Origin of the sequence: Psychrobacter fozii (assembly GCF_003217155.1) — a bacterium.
GTDB classification, from domain to species: Bacteria; Pseudomonadota; Gammaproteobacteria; order Pseudomonadales; family Moraxellaceae; genus Psychrobacter; species Psychrobacter fozii.
Window position 1 is genome coordinate 101575 of sequence record NZ_QJSU01000005.1, and the last position, 18133, is coordinate 119707.

Annotated in this window: 16 protein-coding genes; 12 read left to right on the forward strand and 4 right to left on the reverse strand. The window is 45.2% G+C overall.

The genetic code is table 11. The features are described 5' to 3' along the window. The first annotated feature begins 27 nt into the window (after positions 1-27). From DFP82_RS07870 to DFP82_RS07905, 8 genes are all read left to right on the forward strand, one after another. Positions 28-1359, forward strand: a complete 1332-nt coding sequence (locus DFP82_RS07870; protein ID WP_110923187.1) for a urate hydroxylase PuuD — start codon at positions 28-30, stop codon at positions 1357-1359. 121 nt (positions 1360-1480) lie between these two features. Further along, entirely contained in the window at positions 1481-2461 is a 981-nt protein-coding gene (gene puuE, locus DFP82_RS07875; protein ID WP_110923188.1) for an allantoinase PuuE, read from the forward strand. Positions 2462-2535: 74 nt separating this feature from the next. Further along, complete coding sequence (locus tag DFP82_RS07880; RefSeq protein WP_110923189.1) at positions 2536-3372, forward strand: bifunctional allantoicase/(S)-ureidoglycine aminohydrolase; 837 nt, start codon at positions 2536-2538, stop codon at positions 3370-3372. Between the two features lie 180 nt (positions 3373-3552). After that, entirely contained in the window at positions 3553-4089 is a 537-nt protein-coding gene (locus tag DFP82_RS07885) for an ureidoglycolate lyase (protein ID WP_245905678.1), read from the forward strand. A gap of 220 nt (positions 4090-4309) precedes the next feature. Then, positions 4310-4585, forward strand: a complete 276-nt coding sequence (locus tag DFP82_RS07890; RefSeq protein WP_110923190.1) for a Trp family transcriptional regulator — start codon at positions 4310-4312, stop codon at positions 4583-4585. An 88-nt stretch (positions 4586-4673) separates the two neighbouring features. Continuing rightward, positions 4674-6086, forward strand: coding sequence for an anthranilate synthase component I family protein (locus DFP82_RS07895; protein WP_110923191.1), 1413 nt, complete (start codon positions 4674-4676; stop codon positions 6084-6086). Between the two features lie 78 nt (positions 6087-6164). Continuing rightward, complete coding sequence (locus DFP82_RS07900; protein ID WP_110923192.1) at positions 6165-6812, forward strand: anthranilate synthase component II; 648 nt, start codon at positions 6165-6167, stop codon at positions 6810-6812. Positions 6813-7230: 418 nt separating this feature from the next. Continuing rightward, positions 7231-8184, forward strand: a complete 954-nt coding sequence (locus DFP82_RS07905; RefSeq protein WP_110923193.1) for a DMT family transporter — start codon at positions 7231-7233, stop codon at positions 8182-8184. Positions 8185-8299: 115 nt separating this feature from the next. Here DFP82_RS07905 and DFP82_RS07910 read toward each other — a convergent pair whose 3' ends face one another. The 4 genes from DFP82_RS07910 to DFP82_RS07925 form a co-directional block, all read right to left on the reverse strand. Further along, entirely contained in the window at positions 8300-9046 is a 747-nt protein-coding gene (locus DFP82_RS07910; RefSeq protein WP_110923194.1) for an amino acid ABC transporter ATP-binding protein, read from the reverse strand. Positions 9047-9171: 125 nt separating this feature from the next. After that, the gene (locus tag DFP82_RS07915) at positions 9172-9915 is read right to left on the reverse strand and encodes an amino acid ABC transporter permease (protein ID WP_110923335.1); all 744 of its coding nucleotides are present in this window, start codon (positions 9913-9915) and stop codon (positions 9172-9174) included. A gap of 14 nt (positions 9916-9929) precedes the next feature. Beyond that, positions 9930-10766 (reverse strand): amino acid ABC transporter substrate-binding protein, encoded by an 837-nt coding sequence (locus tag DFP82_RS07920; protein WP_110923195.1) that lies wholly within the window; start codon positions 10764-10766, stop codon positions 9930-9932. Between the two features lie 309 nt (positions 10767-11075). Beyond that, complete coding sequence (locus DFP82_RS07925) at positions 11076-11822, reverse strand: histidine utilization transcriptional repressor HutC (protein ID WP_110923196.1); 747 nt, start codon at positions 11820-11822, stop codon at positions 11076-11078. Between the two features lie 303 nt (positions 11823-12125). Between DFP82_RS07925 and hutU the strand changes: the two genes are divergently transcribed. From hutU to hutG, 4 genes are all read left to right on the forward strand, one after another. Further along, positions 12126-13835, forward strand: coding sequence for a urocanate hydratase (gene hutU, locus DFP82_RS07930; protein ID WP_110923197.1), 1710 nt, complete (start codon positions 12126-12128; stop codon positions 13833-13835). Positions 13836-14010: 175 nt separating this feature from the next. After that, positions 14011-15375 carry a YjiH family protein gene (locus DFP82_RS07935; protein WP_220034725.1) on the forward strand — a complete coding sequence of 455 codons (1365 nt, stop codon included), beginning with the start codon at positions 14011-14013 and terminating at the stop codon, positions 15373-15375. 121 nt (positions 15376-15496) lie between these two features. Further along, positions 15497-17059, forward strand: a complete 1563-nt coding sequence (gene hutH / locus DFP82_RS07940; RefSeq protein WP_110923198.1) for a histidine ammonia-lyase — start codon at positions 15497-15499, stop codon at positions 17057-17059. 23 nt (positions 17060-17082) lie between these two features. Beyond that, positions 17083-18126 (forward strand): formimidoylglutamase, encoded by a 1044-nt coding sequence (gene hutG / locus DFP82_RS07945; RefSeq protein ID WP_110923199.1) that lies wholly within the window; start codon positions 17083-17085, stop codon positions 18124-18126. The last annotated feature ends 7 nt before the right edge of the window (positions 18127-18133 follow it).

Genomic DNA, 18133 nt, shown 5'->3' on the forward strand with positions numbered 1-18133 from the left:
AATATTGTAAAAAAGGACACTTGCCGCATGGGCGCTTATTATCTCGACTGGTTAAATTTATTTTTCCGCTGGTTCCACGTCATCGCCGGCGTAGCATGGATTGGAGCTTCATTTTATTTCGTTTGGTTAGATCTCAGTCTACGTAAGCCTCCACAGTGGAAAACGGACAAAGGCATTTCAGGTGACCTATGGGCGGTACATGGTGGCGGTTTTTATGAAATCGCCAAATATAAGCTTGAGCCTGAACAGATGCCCAAGACGCTGCATTGGTTTAAATGGGAAGCCTATACCACTTGGCTGACAGGTATGGCGATGCTGTCTATCGTCTACTATGCCAATGCAACTGCGTATCTGATTGATCCAAGCAAGGTTGCTTTTGGTAGTAGCGTAGGTGCTATCTCGACCAGTTTATTGTTTTTATTCGGTAGCTACTTTATTTATGAAGTGATTGTCCGTAGCCATTTGGGCAAAAACTCACTCATCTTTAGTAGCATTATTTTTATCCTGTTGATTATCGCTTGTTGGGGTTCGTACCAGTTATTTAGTGACCGTGCCTCATTCATCCATATCGGTGCCATTTTAGGTACGATCATGGCAGGTAACGTCTTTTTTGGCATCATGCCTGCTCAACGCGCGCTAGTAGATTGCGTGAGGCGCGGAGAGAAACCGGGCAAGGAAGTAGCCGATTTGGCACTACAAGCCAAAAACCGCTCGTTGATGAATAACTATTTCACGTTACCGCTGATTTTTATCATGATTAGCAATCACTATCCAATGATGTACGCTCATGCTCACGGTTGGTTGGTGTTAGTCTTTGTCTGTATCATCACTGCGATTGTACGTCATTACTTTAATCAAAAGCATTTGGACAATCATAAGCCACGCTATTTGGTTATCCCTGCGGTATTAACGGTTTTGCTAATTATTTGGATGCGCCCTGAGCCAATTGAACCACTGCCTGTCGCCACTGCTGCAGTCGCTGTGGAAACAATAGATAGCGTGCCACCCACTACTGAGAGCGCAGTTGCCAGTTCTGCTGTGAGCACTGATGCCGTTTCTGATGAAGCTGTCTCTAATGAAAGTGTTACTGCCGATATCGTACCAGTCGCTGCTTCTGCTGACGATGCCATGATGAATGTCGTGCACACGCGCTGTAGCACTTGCCATGCCGCACAACCAACCCAGCAAGGGTTTGCTGCACCGCCCGCAGGCATCATTTTACAAACGCCAGCAGATATGAAAATGTATAAAGCCAAAATCATCACGGCAGTACAAACAGGCTATATGCCACTGGCGAACCTCACTCAGTTGACAGATGAAGAACGTCAGCAGATGGTTGCCTATGCGTCAGGGTTATAGATCACAGTCGATAGATAAAGATCGTATAAATCCAAAGTTACGCCTTATAAAGCTACGCCTTACTTTGCTGCAGTTGCTCTAGTTTATTTAAGGCATTTAAGATATTGAGGATACATTTACAATGAGTAAAAAAATAACCAGTGATTTCAATCAAGATGCCTACCCTCGTGACCTAAAAGGCTATGGTGATAATCCACCAAAAGCCAATTGGCCAGGTGGTGCCAAAATCGCTGTTCAATTCGTACTTAATATCGAAGAAGGCGCAGAAAACAGTGTCATTCATGGTGATGGTCAGTCAGAGCGATTTTTATCGGATGTTTTGGGCACGCCAGAGTTTAACAATCGCCACCAATCGATTGAATCAGCATTTGAGTATGGTAGCCGTGTTGGTGTGTGGCGAGTATTGGATACGTTTAAAGAGTATGGTTTACCTATTACCACTTTTACTTGTGCTGCCGCTGCCGAAAAAACACCGCATATCATCGAACGCGTATTAGAAGATGGACACGAAATTGCCAGTCATGGTCTACGTTGGATTACTTATCAAAATATGTACCGCGAAACCGAGCGTGAGCACGTGCGCCGCGCGACTGAGATATTTGAGAGCATGATTGGTGGTCAGCCGCTTGGTTGGTACACTGGTCGTGATAGCCCCAACACTCGTGAGCTGGTCGCCGAACAAGGTGGCTATATCTATGACTCTGACTCTTATGCGGACGAGCTTCCTTACTGGCTCAATGTCAAAGTAGAAGACGGTAACAAAATCGCGCGCAAACCGCATTTGGTCATTCCTTATACGCTAGAAACCAACGACATGCGTTTCGCTTCTAGTCCCGGGTTTACCAATGCTGAACCTTTTTATCAGTATCTAAAAGACAGTTTCGACACCTTATACGAGGAAGGCGAACATACACCTAAAATGCTGACTATCGGTTTGCATTGTCGCATCATTGGCCGTGCAGGTCGCATCACCGCCCTCAAAAAGTTTTTGCAATACATCACTAGCAAACCTGACGTGTGGGTATGTCGCCGCGATGACATTGCCAAACATTGGTATAAAAACCATCCAGCCACTGCGGACAACACGGCAAACTGGCTGTAACCCTACGTTTAGATACCCATTTATCGCAGCACACCATTATTATCGCGGCACAACACCATTAAGGAATATTAATAATGTCAAAAAAAAGCACCTATTACGCACCAACTGGCGGATTACCTCCACAAACACAACTACTATCCGATCGCGCTATCTTCACCGAAGCCTATGCAATTATTCCCAAACGTGTCTTAACCGACATTGTTATTAGCTACCTACCATTTTGGGAAGGCATGCGGATGTGGGTAATTGCACGTCCTTTAACTGGCTTTTCAGAGACCTTCTCACAATACATCGTTGAAGTAGCGCCAAACGGAGGCTCTCAGAAGCCTGAGCTAGACATGAAAGCCGAAGCCGTATTGTTTGTCGTTGAAGGTGAAATGGATATTACCATTGAAGGCGAAGCGCATCATATGGAAGCAGGTGGCTATGCTTTCTTACCGCCGGAATGTAAGTGGACGGTGAAAAACAACAGTGACAAGCACGTTAAATTTCATTGGATCCGCAAAGCCTATCAGTTTGTAGACGGTATTGAGGCGCCCGAGCCTTTTGTCACAAGCGATCACGAAGTTGACGCTATTGAGATGCCGGGCACAGATGGCGTATGGGCAACCACTCGATTTACAGAGCAGTCTGATATGCGTCATGACATGCATGTGAATATCGTTACTTTCCAGCCGGGTGGCGTGATTCCATTTGATGAAACGCATGTGATGGAACATGGGTTGTATGTATTAGAAGGTAAAGCCGTCTATCACTTAAACGGTGAATGGGTCGAAGTGGAGGCAGGTGATTTTATGTGGCTGCGCGCATTTTGCCCGCAGTCTTGTTATGCCGGTGGACCTGGTCCATTTAGATACTTACTCTATAAAGATGTGAATAGACATATGCCATTTATTCGTCCAGAACGATAAGTCTTCTCTTTTTTGTATTAACCTGACTATAAATAAACAATATAGACGCATCATCGTTTATTTGAGTATGTCATTTATTCTCAAGTGGTGATTTAGGTCGCGTACTGGTTTATGATAAATTAGCTCATAATAATTATAAACAGTGATTATAAATAGCAATCACCAAAAGTAAGGCAAATCATGAGTACTCTTATGAAGAATACGATCGTTGCAAAACCTTTAACCAAAGCTGATTTTGCACCCTACGGCACCGTTATCGAACCCTATGATAAGGATGAGCAAACGCCTGAAAACAGCTACCATATCAATAAAGGCTACGCATGTCGCCATCATGCCATCGCCGAAGCTAAGCTCGATGGTGGTAATGTAGGCATGAGCATCTTCCGTGCCAAAAAACGTGATTTTCCTATCCGCCTATCGGTGATGGAATACCATCCGTTTGGCACGCAGGCGTTTTTTTCAATGAATGCTCAGGACTATGTCGTTGTTGTTGCTCCTGCAGGCACACCACCTCAATCTGCTGATGATTTGACCGTGTTTTATGCCAAATCTCATCAAGGGGTGCAGTATGATGCCAATGTTTGGCATCACCCCCTACTCGCACTGGGTCATGACTCTGACTTTTTAGTGATTGACCGTATTAATAGTGAAGGCAAAAACTGCTATGAGCTTGATATAGACGGTTGGCAGGTACAAATTGAGCTTGCCCCAGAGTAGGTTTAAGCGGTATTAATAAGAAATGGTAAACAGGCCAGTTAATCGCTATTAACTGGTTTTTTACTTTGGACAAGTTCAGTTTTATGGAAAGGTTTAGTGAAAAGAAGGAAGCGTTTTATGACTTTACTTGTCTTTTACGTACTACTGTACTAGAATACTGAAACAAGGCTAAAACACGTAAACAAGATAGCTATCTATTCTTTTATTAAGATTGAACATTATGAGTACCGACCCTTATCGCAGTTTATTAAAGCATCTAGCGGATTGTCATGACAGCGCTGACATCGAAGTGCTGTTTAGTGCGCTATTGACCGACAAAGAACAACGCGAAATTGCCAACCGTATCCGTATTTTTGACTTGTTAGAACACAATATCACCCAACGTGAAATATCTGAAAAGCTAGGCGTCGGTATCGCTACTGTCTCGCGCGGTGCCAAAGTCATGCAAAGTCATGATGTCAGCGCCCTATTAGCGACACACAGACAAGACGCTTGATATAGTCAACCCACTATACCTAACACCATATTATTTGAATTCCTTCTATTTTTAACTGACACATATTTGAACTATTTCGGACTTTGTTATGACCTCTCCTACACTACAGCATAGCCAACCTGCAGCGATTGATATTCCTAGCAAACCGCAGCGCATCAAGCTCACGCAAGATATTGATTTTTTTGCGCTATTTAAACGCATCGAAAGCACTTTTGATACCTGCTATTTACTCGAATCCTTGGGCGAAGATAGCCATATCTCACGTCATCATGCCATTGGTTTTGATCCAGTTATGACCATTGCAGCATTAGACCGTACTACCCTTGCGATTACCGATAATAAAACCGCTGAAACCAGCCATTACCAAACCGAAAACCCGTATCAGCTACTACGTGAGATTACCCCTCAGCATGTCATCGCTCGTGATCAAAGCGGTGGTCTGGTCGGCTATCTAGGCTATGACAGTGTGAATTTCTTTGAGCCTAGCCTAAATGCCAAGTCTAGCGACGACTTTGAACCATTTAAGTTTGGTGTGTATTTGGATGGCTTGACGCTCGATAAGATGACGGGTGAAATTTTTTACTTCTACTACCCAACCGCGCAGCAAGAAAATCGTATCGAACAGATCAAAGCCTTATTTAATATAGATATTCCAAGCTATGAAAATCCTACGGTTGAGTTTTTGGGCGATGGTATGAGCCAAGAAGAGCATGCCAAAGTAGTGATGCAAGTCAAAGAAGACATCATCTCTGGGCGTATCTTTCAGTGTGAAGTAGGGTTTAAGTCTAAGTATCGTATCGCTGGTGATAAGATGCCAATTTATGAAAAACTGCGCGCTGTTAATCCTTCGCCGCACATGTATTTTATGAAATTTGCTCAGCAGTGCATCATCGGTGCCTCACCTGAGTTGCTATTTCGCTTACGTCAAGGTGAGATGGAAACTTATCCACTGGCAGGGACAGCCAAGCGCGGCGTCGATGTGATCGAAGACCGTAAGCTGGCCCGTGCATTGCTCAACGATGACAAAGAGATTGCCGAACACAATATGTTGGTCGACTTACATCGTAACGATATTGGCCGTGTGGCACGATTTGGTACCGTAAAAGTCCGTAGCTTGATGGATATCAAACGCTTCTCACACGTGCAGCATATCTCCTCTGAAATCGTCGGCATCTTACATCCCAATGAAGACATGTTTAGCGCGCTTGCCAGCAACTTCCCCGCCGGCACATTGTCTGGGGCACCAAAAGTTGAAGCCATCAAAGTCATCAATGAGCTAGAGCTTGATGGTCGCGGTGCCTATGGTGGTGCGCTTGGGTCATTCAATTTCAATGGCGACTGTATCTTTGCTATTCCTATTCGCAGTCTCTTTATCAGTGGCGAATCTGCCTATGCACAGACCTGTGGCGGCAACGTTTACGACTCCAATCCTGCCGATGAATACTTGGAAATTCAGCGCAAACTGTCTGCGATGAAAGTGGTACTAGATAGCTTTATGTAGCGGTCATCTGTACCAGCCGTCATTCGTACACTGACCACATTTTACCTAGCTATATTTTTACAAAAGAGTTTATGACCCATGAATGTTTTAATTATCGACAACTACGACTCGTTTACTTTCAATCTTTACCAATATATTGGTGAGATTTTACAAACCATGGATGGTGATGAAGAAGCAAACGTCATCGTTAAACGCAACAATGAAATTACGCTGGCTGATGTGCAAGCGATGAATCTTGATCGAATCATTATCTCACCAGGCCCTGGTGCACCTGATGACCCTGCCTACTTCGGTATTTGTGCTGAGGTCATCGAAGTGATGGGAAAAACGACGCCGTTACTGGGTGTTTGCTTAGGTATGCAAGGCATTGCTCATGTGTTTGGTGGTGATGTGATACGTGCCAATGTACCGATGCATGGCAAGGTGTCATCAATTAGCCATGATGGTTCAGGTGTCTATCAAGGCCTGCCGCAAGAGATCGAAATCATGCGCTATCACTCATTAATGGTGAAAGCAGATACGTTACCAGATTGCTTGACTGTCACCGCCGTCGTGACTAACGATGCCCATGTTGAGCATAGCTTAGCGGAATCGGCGTTAGCAGGTGATGAGATTATGGGACTGGCGCACAAAGTCTATCCCATTCAAGGCGTACAATTTCATCCGGAATCTTTTGCTACCGAAGGTGCCAAGCGCTTGCTCAGTAACTTTTTGATGCAGGTATAAACCGGTCATATTAGGGTGATTATATTTATATCGATAACATTTCTAAGCGACCCCATAATATTTTCGTGATAGACTAAAATAACGAACAAACAAAAGACAGCCCTCAATCGGGTTGTCTTTTCTTATTTCAGTATTGTATTGCGTCAGACCATTCACAAAATTTGAGCAGTGAAGAAAGCGAGTTCAAACGCTACTTTTGGTAGGCTAAACGAATTGGCACAGCTGACTGTATTTTTTGAGTTTGGTATATCGTCAGCACGCAATATCGATATAAGAAAACCTTATTAGCCATACGTTGGTATGGTTAACGAAGTTGCTACCCTAGCAGTTTTATAGTGATTAGATTGTAGTTACCCAAGAGGCTTGGACAGCCTATAACTTGTAAATCTTGCGACACTCAAATAAAAAAGAGAACGATATGGCGAACATGGATACAGCAGTGCCATCACCAAAATCATGGATAGGCATCATTCAAATTATCACGGCAGCTATTTGCTGGGGAACACTGGGTATATTTTCTACCTACCTTAATCAAATCGGCTTTAGTGGCTGGCAAGTGACCATACTACGGATTGTCACGGCCGCTTTTATTATATTGGCCATGCTCCCAAAATTATGGCCTGATCTGATTAAGCTGCGCCCAAAACACTGGTTAGGACTGGCACTTCAGTCACTAATAGGTGTGCTTAGCATGTCCATCTGCTATTTTTTTGCCGTCAGCTATGTTGGCGCAGGTCCTGCTGTCGCGCTGCTGTACACTGCGCCCGTGTTTAGTTTACTGTTTTCAGCCTTTTTGCTCAATGAGTCTATTACGCGAAAATCAGCACTGCTGTCACTAATGGCTGTGTTTGGTGTGGGCTTAACCATGCTAGGCGAGCAGGCGCAAGTCAACTGGGGTATCGTGCTGGGATTATTAGCAGGCATGTCCTACTCCCTATACGGTGTGCTTGGTAAACGCGCGATGCATTATGCTCACCCTGCTCCGTTGGTATTTTTCACGTCTATCATCATCAGTGCAGGTGTGCTGCTGCTATTGCCAGAGACTTACAATACTTATGAGCAACTATTTAGCCTGCCTCTGCTGACTTGGGGTTATGTCTTAGGGCTGTCTTTACTCGGAACCGTGGTGCCTTTTGGGTTGTACATGAAAGCGTTAGAGAAGCTCCCTGCCAGTCGCGCTTCAGTGTTTACGATTTTTGAGCCTCTGACAGCCATTGCCCTTGCCATACTCTTACTACATCAATCACTGTCTTTGATTCAGTATGTAGGTGTGGTGCTTATTTTACTGGCAGCTTTGTTTAATGCTGTGCTAAATGGTACTGCCACTCGCGTACCACGTTGGTTAAGGTTAAAGAAACGACAAAAAGTTTAAGTGCTCTGTCTCATTATTTAACATCGCCTGCTATCTGCTGTTATAAAAAAAGCCCCAACCATGACATCATGATTGGGGCTTTTTTCGCTTAGAACGTCAGTTGATTGTCATAACGCTATGACTTCTCGATACGCTGTAAAAACGCCTGCGTACGAGGATGCACTGACAACTCAAACATCTGCTCAGGGCTGCCTTCTTCGACCACGTGACCATCTTCGATTAGTACCACATGATCTGCGACATCACGAGCAAAATTAATTTCGTGGGTCACAACAACCATCGTCCAACCTTCAGAGGCCAGTTGCTTCATAGTGCCTAAGACATCTTGAACCAGTTCTGGATCAAGCGCAGAGGTCGGCTCATCGAACAATAGCAACGATGGTTCGATAGCGAGCGCACGAGCAATACCAATACGCTGCTGCTGACCACCAGATAGCTGAAACGGATACAGATCCGCTTTATCTGACAGACCAACCTTCTCCAGCAGTGCCAATGCCTGCGTACGAGCTTGTGCTTTGGTCTGACCCTGTACTACTGTAGGCCCAAGCATTAGGTTCTCAATAGCTGTCTTATGTGGAAACAAGTTATAAGACTGAAACACCATGCCAGACTTACGCTGTAGTGCTAGCAATGTTTTCTTTTTAGGCTTAGTAGCAAAGTCTACTGTCAAGCTACCATCATCAAAAGCAATGACACCTTGATCGGGAATTTCTAGCGCATTGAGACAACGCAAAAACGTCGTCTTACCTGACCCTGATGGCCCTAATATCACCACCACTTTGCCTTTATTGATGGTCAAGTCGATGCCTTTGAGCACCTGATTGCCGCCAAAGGCTTTATGAATATTAGTGACTTTGATCATAAAAATTCCTGTTGTACTGGTCTCTATTTGCGACTGTTTATTCTTAAGTACTTGTTCTAAAGCGCTTGTATGACTAATGGCTATCTAGCGAATAGCTGTGTAGCTAAGAATTATTCAACCATCACTTATTTTGCCACGTAACGATCTAGCCTCGTTTCAAGCTTGCCTTGAATAAAGGTCAAGAACAGACAAATACCCCAATAAATAATCGCGGCTTCAGTATAAACCAGCATAAACTCATAGTTACGTGCTGTGATAATCTGAGCTTGTTTGAATAGCTCAGTCACCAATACAAGTGAGGCCAAAGAGGTGTCTTTTACCAAACTAATAAAAGTATTGGATAACGGTGGTACTGACACCCGAAGCGCTTGCGGCAAAATGACATGGCGGAAGGTCTGTAGATACGTCAAGCCTACCGTCGAGCCTGCTTCCCACTGCCCTTTTGGAATCGACAAAATAGAAGCACGCACCGTCTCCGATGCATAAGCGCCAATATTGAGCGAAAACGCAATAATCGCTGAAGGAAAAGGATCAAGCTTTATACCAATACTTGGCAAACCATAGAAAATAATAAATAGCTGCACCAGCATCGGCGTACCACGAATCGCCGACACATACACGCGCGCAAGCCGATAGATTACCTCATGGAACCAACTGGCACGCGGTACGATACGAATCAATGCTACTGTCAACGCAATGGCCATACCAATCGCAAATGAGATCAATGCTAGCGGTATCGAATAATAGATACCGCCTTTGAGCATCGGCCAAAATGATGAGATGACAATCTGCGCTCGATCAGGACTCATGAATGGCAATACTGCCAATAAGTCTGCGAACCATGATGCTGACATTACAGAAGCTGGCATGATAAAACCTGACATTATTTTTGTTGACTTATATCAGCACCAAAGAACTCTTCGCTAAGCTTGGTGAGCGTGCCATCTGCGGTCAATTCTGCCATCGCGTCATTTAGTTTTGCTACGACTGCATCATCACCTTTAATCAATACTAAACCTGAACCACGCATCTCGCTAGCAGGAGCCGTCAGTTTGATCTCAAGATCTGCATCTGGGAATTTTTTGAGATAGTCCAATACGGCCAAGTTGTCATTCATCGTAAAGTCAGCACGGTCTTGCTTAACCAATTGAATTGCTTGCGCCATACCATCGACAGGAACGATTTCTGCCTCATAACGTTCTGCTAGCTCACCATAGTTACTGCTGAGTGATTGTGCGGTACGCAAACCCTTTAAGTTATCCCATGAGCTATAACGAGTTTCGTTAGTCGGTGCCAATACTACTGCACCTGACCAGCTATAAGGACTGGCTTTGTCATACTTAGCAAGACGTTCAGGCGTGGTCAAACTGACTTGGTTGGCCACCATATCGAAACGTCCTGAATCCAAACCTGCCAACATCGCGTCCCATTGGGTTTCTTTGAATTCAACGTCTACGCCTAGTTTATCCGCAACGGCACGTGTCACTTCGACATCATAACCTGTCAGTTTGCCACTCTCATCATGATACGTGAACGGAGGATAAGTGCCCTCTGTACCGACGTTGATGGTGCCGCCATTATTGATACGCTGTAGCAAATCAGATCCACCAGTCGCAGCGCTGTCAGTCGCAGTAGTATCGGCATCATTAGTAGTAGACTGACCACAAGCGGCAAGGAACATAGTGCTGGCGGCAAGGGCTAAAAGAGTACGACGTTTCATAAGACGTCCTTATAAGAGTGAATGAATAAAGTGAAAACACATACAACCAATAAATAGGGAAAAGCCGATATAAGAGACCAGTACAATGACTGCCCTGCAATATTCGGCTTTGGCTGCTCGATTTGAGGTTATTTCGCCTATTTTTCAATACTGTTTCTGGTTTATTTTTGAATTTTTAACGACTGTTCAATTATTATAGCGCATTCAGTCAATGAAAATTGCTGCTCATTAAATAGCAGCTTACAAACATAGTATCTCAATTTAGACATAAAAAACGTACAAAATCCGTGAGCATGCGAAAGGTAACACCTACAAATCACCCGAAAACTGGTAGCGATCGCCAGCATGCCACATTTTAACAAAGGTGACGACTTGACCAGCCGAATAGGTTTGGCGACACAATACAAGCGTTGGTGACTGCGGTAAGACTTGTAGAAAGTTAGCAATCTCATCAGGTGCGGCCAGCGCTCGGATGGTATAACTACCACGCTCCAGTGGGCTTTTAGCGATTAAATAATCACTGGTGTTGACCACACTAAAATCTTGCTCAATGAACGCTGGTACTTTGTTCGCATCCACCCAACGCTCTTCAAACTGAATAGGCTGACCATCCGCAAAGTGAATGATTTTTACTTCATATAGAACGGATGCTTCGCTACTACCATCCTTGCCAAGACCGCCATCAACCTTATCAATACCAAAATCACGCCGTAGTTCATCATCGAGCATGTCGGCCGTAATAGCACGCTTACTCACAACCTCTGCTCGGTAGTCACGATTGGCCGACTTCAAGTCCTGTGCGATATTGCGCACTTCAACAAACGTATGGTTGAACTGCTGCTGCGCGACAAACGTTCCCGACCCTTGTCGACGCTCTAATACCCGCTCCTCGCTCAACTCTTTTAGGGCGCGATTCACCGTCATTCGTGACACACCGAACTCTTCAGCAAGTGCCATTTCTGTCGAAATCGCGTTACCTGCTTGCCATTTACCAGAGTGAATATTGTCCAATATGGCATTTTTTATTCGTTGATACGCCGGAACTGTCTTTGTCATATCCGTTTTTAACCGTCAGCTTTACTAAAAATAATAGCCTCATAATATCACGAGACCGCCATGCAGGCCTTAGTCAATATGTCTAAGCGTTTAGTCTTGATCGAGTTAATAACAAAAATAATGCGGCTATCCATAAAAAATCCTTGCATGAAAAAAATATCTTTGATAATTTGTATATACAACTTTACGGCAGTATCGATAATCTAGCCAATTTAGCAAGCAGTTAAGTGCACTCTTAGACTGATCGTAAACCACTCACTTTAATTGCCCAATCGACTTAAAAGATCTCATAAGGATTTGACCATGACTACTGATAGCAATAGCAATAAACCTACTCGACGCGATGAGAGCCGTAATATTGCTGCGCCTACTGGCTCCACGCTACATTGCAAAAGCTGGCTAACCGAAGCCCCTTATCGCATGCTGCAAAACAACCTGCATCCTGATGTGGCGGAAAATCCAAAAAGCCTAGTCGTCTATGGTGGTATCGGACGCGCAGCCCGTAACTGGGAAAGCTATGACCAAATTTTAGAGTCGCTAAAAGAATTAGAAGATGATGAGACGTTATTGGTGCAATCTGGTAAACCAGTAGGCGTGTTTCAAACGCATGAAAATGCCCCGCGTGTTTTGATTGCCAATTCCAACCTTGTGCCGCGCTGGGCAACGTGGGAGCACTTCAACGAGCTCGATCGCAAAGACTTAATGATGTATGGCCAAATGACTGCTGGTAGCTGGATTTATATCGGCACGCAAGGCATCGTCCAAGGGACCTATGAGACTTTCGTTGAAGCGGGTCGTCAGCACTATGATGGCAGCTGGGCGGGTCGTTGGATTTTGACCGCTGGTCTTGGCGGTATGGGCGGTGCGCAGCCATTAGCTGCGACCTTTGCTGGTGCAACTTCATTAAACATCGAGTGTCAACAGTCTAGTATTGATTTCCGTTTGCGCACTGGTTATGTCGACAAGCAAGCAGATGATCTTGACCACGCTTACGAGTTAATCAAACAACATACCGATGCGGGTGAAGCCGTCTCTATCGCCCTACTTGGCAATGCCGCAGATATCCTGCCTGAGATGGTCAAGCGTGCTAATGCTGGTGGCATGAAGCCTGATTTGGTCACCGATCAAACCTCGGCACATGACTTGATTAATGGCTATCTACCAAGCGGCTGGACCGTAGAGGAATGGAAAGCCGCACAAGAAGATTCAGAGCAGCATGCAGCACTGACCAAAGCGGCCGCTGAATCTTGCGCCGTACACGTACAGGCGATGCTAGATCTACAAGCGATGGACATTCCAACGACCGATTACGGTAATAACATCCGTCAGGTCGCTTTTGATGAAGGCGTTAAAAATGCCTTTAATTTCCCAGGTTTTGTCCCTGCTTATATTCGCCCGCTATTTTGCCAGGGTAAAGGCCCATTCCGCTGGGTAGCACTATCAGGCGATCCAGAAGATATCTATAAAACTGATCAAAAAATTAAAGAGCTATTCCCTGAAAACCAACATATCCATCGCTGGCTAGATATGGCAAAAGAGCGTATTCAGTTCCAAGGCTTGCCTGCCCGTATCTGCTGGTTAGGGCTTGGTGAGCGTGATAAAGCAGGCTTAGCATTCAATGAGATGGTCAAGAGCGGTGAGCTAAAAGGCCCTATCGTCATTGGTCGTGACCACTTAGACACAGGTTCTGTTGCAAGTCCAAACCGCGAAACAGAAAGCATGAAAGATGGCTCAGATGCGGTATCTGATTGGGCATTATTGAATGGCATGCTCAATGTCGCAGGCGGCGCGACTTGGGTATCACTACATCATGGCGGCGGCGTTGGCATGGGCTACTCGCAGCACTCCGGCATGGTCATCGTCGCAGACGGTACTGATGCAGCAGCCAAACGCTTGTCACGAGTACTTGTCAATGACTGCGGCTCAGGGGTTATGCGTCACGCCGATGCAGGTTATGAGTTAGCAATCAAAACAGCGAAAGACTATGGTTTGAATTTGCCAATGGTCAAATAGTTTGTCCCTTGTCCTTATAAGCTATAGTCAATCCTCTATAAAAGAGTGACAGCGTTAACCTCGTTTGAAGTATCACACATACATCTGCACTCGGTTGCCTTGTCTCTCTTTTAAACTGAATCAACTATATAACTAGGTATAAGGACATAATCGGCGTTTTATCAAGGAGGATAATATGATTGAGCAAAATACAACATCTGATCTGCACGATGAAAATCCAACGACATCATCAAAAAAACTGCTATCAACCCCTATTGCTTTAATACAGCTTCTCATATTCAGTGCCATCGGTTTGGTGATGTTCTTCGTACCATTTACCATTGGTGAAAAAAGCACGATTTTGTTCGATCATGGCGCGACCTATCTGGTGACTCAGCAGCATACCTTGTCCGTGACATTACTGTTTCTACTCATGCTCTATGGAGTGAGTAAACCATTTATCGATGGCTCATGGCGTAAAAATATCACCCATATGATTATGACTGCTTTTAAAATCATGGGTCTTATATTGGCAGTGATGTATGTGGCTGACGTAGCGCCTGCCTTTATGATGGAAAAGGACATGCTGCCGTTTTTGTTTGAAAAATTGGCCTTACCAGTCGGTATGATTGTACCTATTGGGGCGTTAATATTGGCATTCTTGGTTGGTTTTGGCTTACTAGAAATGGTTGGTGTGCTCATGCAGCCGATTATGAAACCTATTTGGAAAACCCCAGGTTCATCAGCGATTGATGCTGTGGCTTCCTTTGTCGGTAGCTACTCCATTGGCTTGCTCATCACCAATCGTGTGTATTTACAAAAGCAATATTCAGCGCGTGAAGCCATTATCATTGCGACTGGGTTTTCAACCGTATCAGCGGCATTCATGGTGATTGTTGCCAAAACACTTGGTCTGATGGAGTTTTGGAATGTGTTCTTTTGGTCTACGCTAGTGATTACCTTTATTGTCACTGCGATTACCGCTCGTATTCCACCTATCAGTCTCTTTGATGATAGCGTTGAACGTCCCACTTTAGATCAGAAAGGTGGTACACGGCTAGCAGCTGCGTTTGATTTAGGCTTGTCCACTTCACGCCGTGCGACTGACCTCAAACAAATATTATGGTCTAACTTTCGTGATGGTCTGACGATGGCAGCCGCTATCGTGCCATCTATCATCGCTGTCGGCTTAACAGGATTACTATTAGCAAAATATACGCCCGTATTCGATGCCTTGGGTTTGCTTCTTTATCCCTTTACATGGCTTGGCGGCTTACCAGAACCGCTCGCCGCTGCCAAAGGCATGTCAGCGGGATTGGCTGAGATGTTCTTGCCAGCATTACTGCTAAGTGAGGCAGATATTCTGACACGCTATGTCGCAGGGGTCATTTCCATTAGCAGTGTGCTGTTCTTTTCAGCCATGATTCCGTGTGTGCTTGCGACCGAGATTCCTGTCTCCGTTGGCAAAATGGTCATCATTTGGTTCGAGCGCGTGGTACTCAGTATTTTATTGGCTGCGGCATTCGGACATCTGGCGATGTACTTCAATTGGATTGGCTAAAAAATTCAAACCCAATAATAGATATGTCGTTGATTAAAAACCTTTCAAAAACCCCATTTTAGTAAAGATACGCATTAAAAATAATATAACTCATATAGCTTACAACACTAGGATTACCCCTATGAACGACATCAAAAAACTAACACTACACCCTCGCCAACTTAGCTTTAAAATGCTACGTGATATCTATGAGCAGCCTGTCATACTGACATTGCCTGAAAGTGCCTACGAGGCAATAGACGCCTCGCACGAAGATGTACGAACCATCATCGCACGAGACAAAAGCGCTTATGGTATCAATACTGGTTTTGGCTTACTTGCCAAGACGCGTATCAGTGACGACCAACTTGAGCTACTTCAGCGTAACCTAATTGTTTCTCACTCAGTGGGCACTGGTGAAGCGTTACCAGACAGCGTAGTGCGACTGATTATGGTGATGAAAGTCGCCAGTTTGGCGCAAGGTGTTTCTGGCGTACGTCGCGAGGTGGTAGACAGTCTACTGGCCTTAATCAACAATCAAATCACGCCAAATATTCCAGCCAAAGGGTCAGTTGGCGCTTCTGGTGACTTAGCCCCTTTGTCACACATGACACTTGCGATGATGGGCGAAGGTGATGTCTTTGTTGCTGGTAAAAAAGTGCCAGCTGCTGATGCCCTAGCCCAGCATGGGCTTGAGCCTATTACCCTTGCAGCCAAAGAAGGCCTTGCGCTTATCAACGGTACGCAAGTCTCAACTGCGCTAGCATTACGTGGTTATTTCTTAGCGCGTGACTTACTTGAGACTGCCACCATTGTCGGCTCTATGTCCATTGATGCTGCCAAAGGATCAGATTCACCTTTTGATGCGCGTATTCACGAAGTACGTGGCCATCATGGTCAAATCGAAATCGCCAAAGCACACCGTCAGCTAATCAAAGGCAGTGCTATTCGTGCCTCACATGATGGCGAGCAAGACGATAGAGTTCAAGATCCTTACTGCTTACGCTGTCAGCCGCAGGTCATGGGTGCCTGTCTTGATATCATCAACCAAGCAGGTAAAACCTTATTAATCGAATCTAATGCGGTGACCGATAACCCCCTTATCTTTAATAACGAAGATGGCCCTGTCGCCATATCAGGTGGTAACTTCCATGCTGAGCCAGTCGCTTTTGCCGCTGATATTTTAGCCTTGGCAATCGCTGAGATTGGCTCTATGTCTGAGCGCCGTGTCGCTTTGCTAATTGATGCGACTTTGTCAGGTGGCTTACCGCCATTCCTAGTGGATAATGCTGGGGTAAACTCAGGCTTTATGATTGCGCATGTGACCGCCGCAGCACTGGCATCAGAGAACAAATCTATCGCCCATCCTGGTAGCGTCGATAGCATCCCGACTTCTGCTAACCAAGAAGACCATGTGTCTATGGCCACCTATTGCGCACGCCGCCTATATGAGATGGCGCAAAACACTGCGACTATCATAGGTATTGAGCTATTGGCTGCTGGTCAAGGTATTGATTTTCATCGCGGATTAGAGACTTCAAATCCGTTGACTGTGGCACATCAGAAACTGCGTGCGAAAGTGACTTTCTATGATAAAGATCGCTACCTCGCCCCTGATATTGAAGCAGCTAAGCAGTTGGTATTAAACGGTACGCTTGCTGAACACTGGCAGTCACTACGCAGCAACTGGTATGAGTCTAAATAAATATTGATTTGCGGAGAACGGCGATGACAATAGCGAGAACAGCAACGACTACCACTCACATTAACCACGACCCTGCTGATATGACCCAGTGGACAGGACGTGCAGAGCCATTTGAGACTGCACGTGCCCGCTATTGGTATCAACTTGCTCAGCCTTATGAGGATCAAAATATTGGGCTAATTGGCTTTGCCTGTGATCAAGGCGTCAGACGCAATCAAGGCCGCGTAGGTGCTAGAGCTGCTCCGCCATTGATTCGTCGAGCTTTTGCTACGCTGCCAGTCATCGCTGATTTACAACAACGTTTTGATGGTCAATTATCAACCTTATTGGGTGATGCTGGTGACATTCATTGTGATGATAATGATTGCCTTGCCGAGAGCACCCTTGAGCAAGCTCAGATTAAATATGCTGATGCAGTGAGCACTATCGTCAAGCAAGGTGGATTACCCATCGGGCTTGGCGGTGGTCATGCTATCGCTTATGGTAGCTTTTTAGGATTATGGCAGGCCTTAGAAAATATAAGCGAAGCAAATGCCATGCCTACTATCGGGATTATTAATTTTGATGCTCATCTTGATATTCGTCAGTCGGATGTAGCGACCTCTGGAACACCATTTCGCCAAATTGCCGAGCATCTTGACGCACACGATCAGCCTTTTTACTATTGCTGTATTGGCGTCAGTCGGTTCTCTAACACGGCGGCGCTCTTTGATCGCGCTAAACAATTGAGCGTACAGGTCATCAGCGATGAAGACTGTCATTATGAGCCTTGGGCTACACTTGCTGAGCGGGTCAAAAGCTTTGTAGATCAGGTCGATATAATATATCTGACCATCGATATGGACTGCTTACCTGCCAGTGTCGTTCCAGGTGTGAGCGCACCTGCCGCTTACGGTATTGAGCTAGGTTTCGTTGAGCGTATGGTAAAAACCATCATGGCATCAGGCAAAGTAAAAATGGTAGACATTGCTGAGATTAATCCTACCTTTGACGTTGATAGTCGTAGCTGCAAAGTCGCTGCTCGACTGCTGGCAACGATTGTAGAGCAGCACTTACTTAGCGCTTAGATCTTGC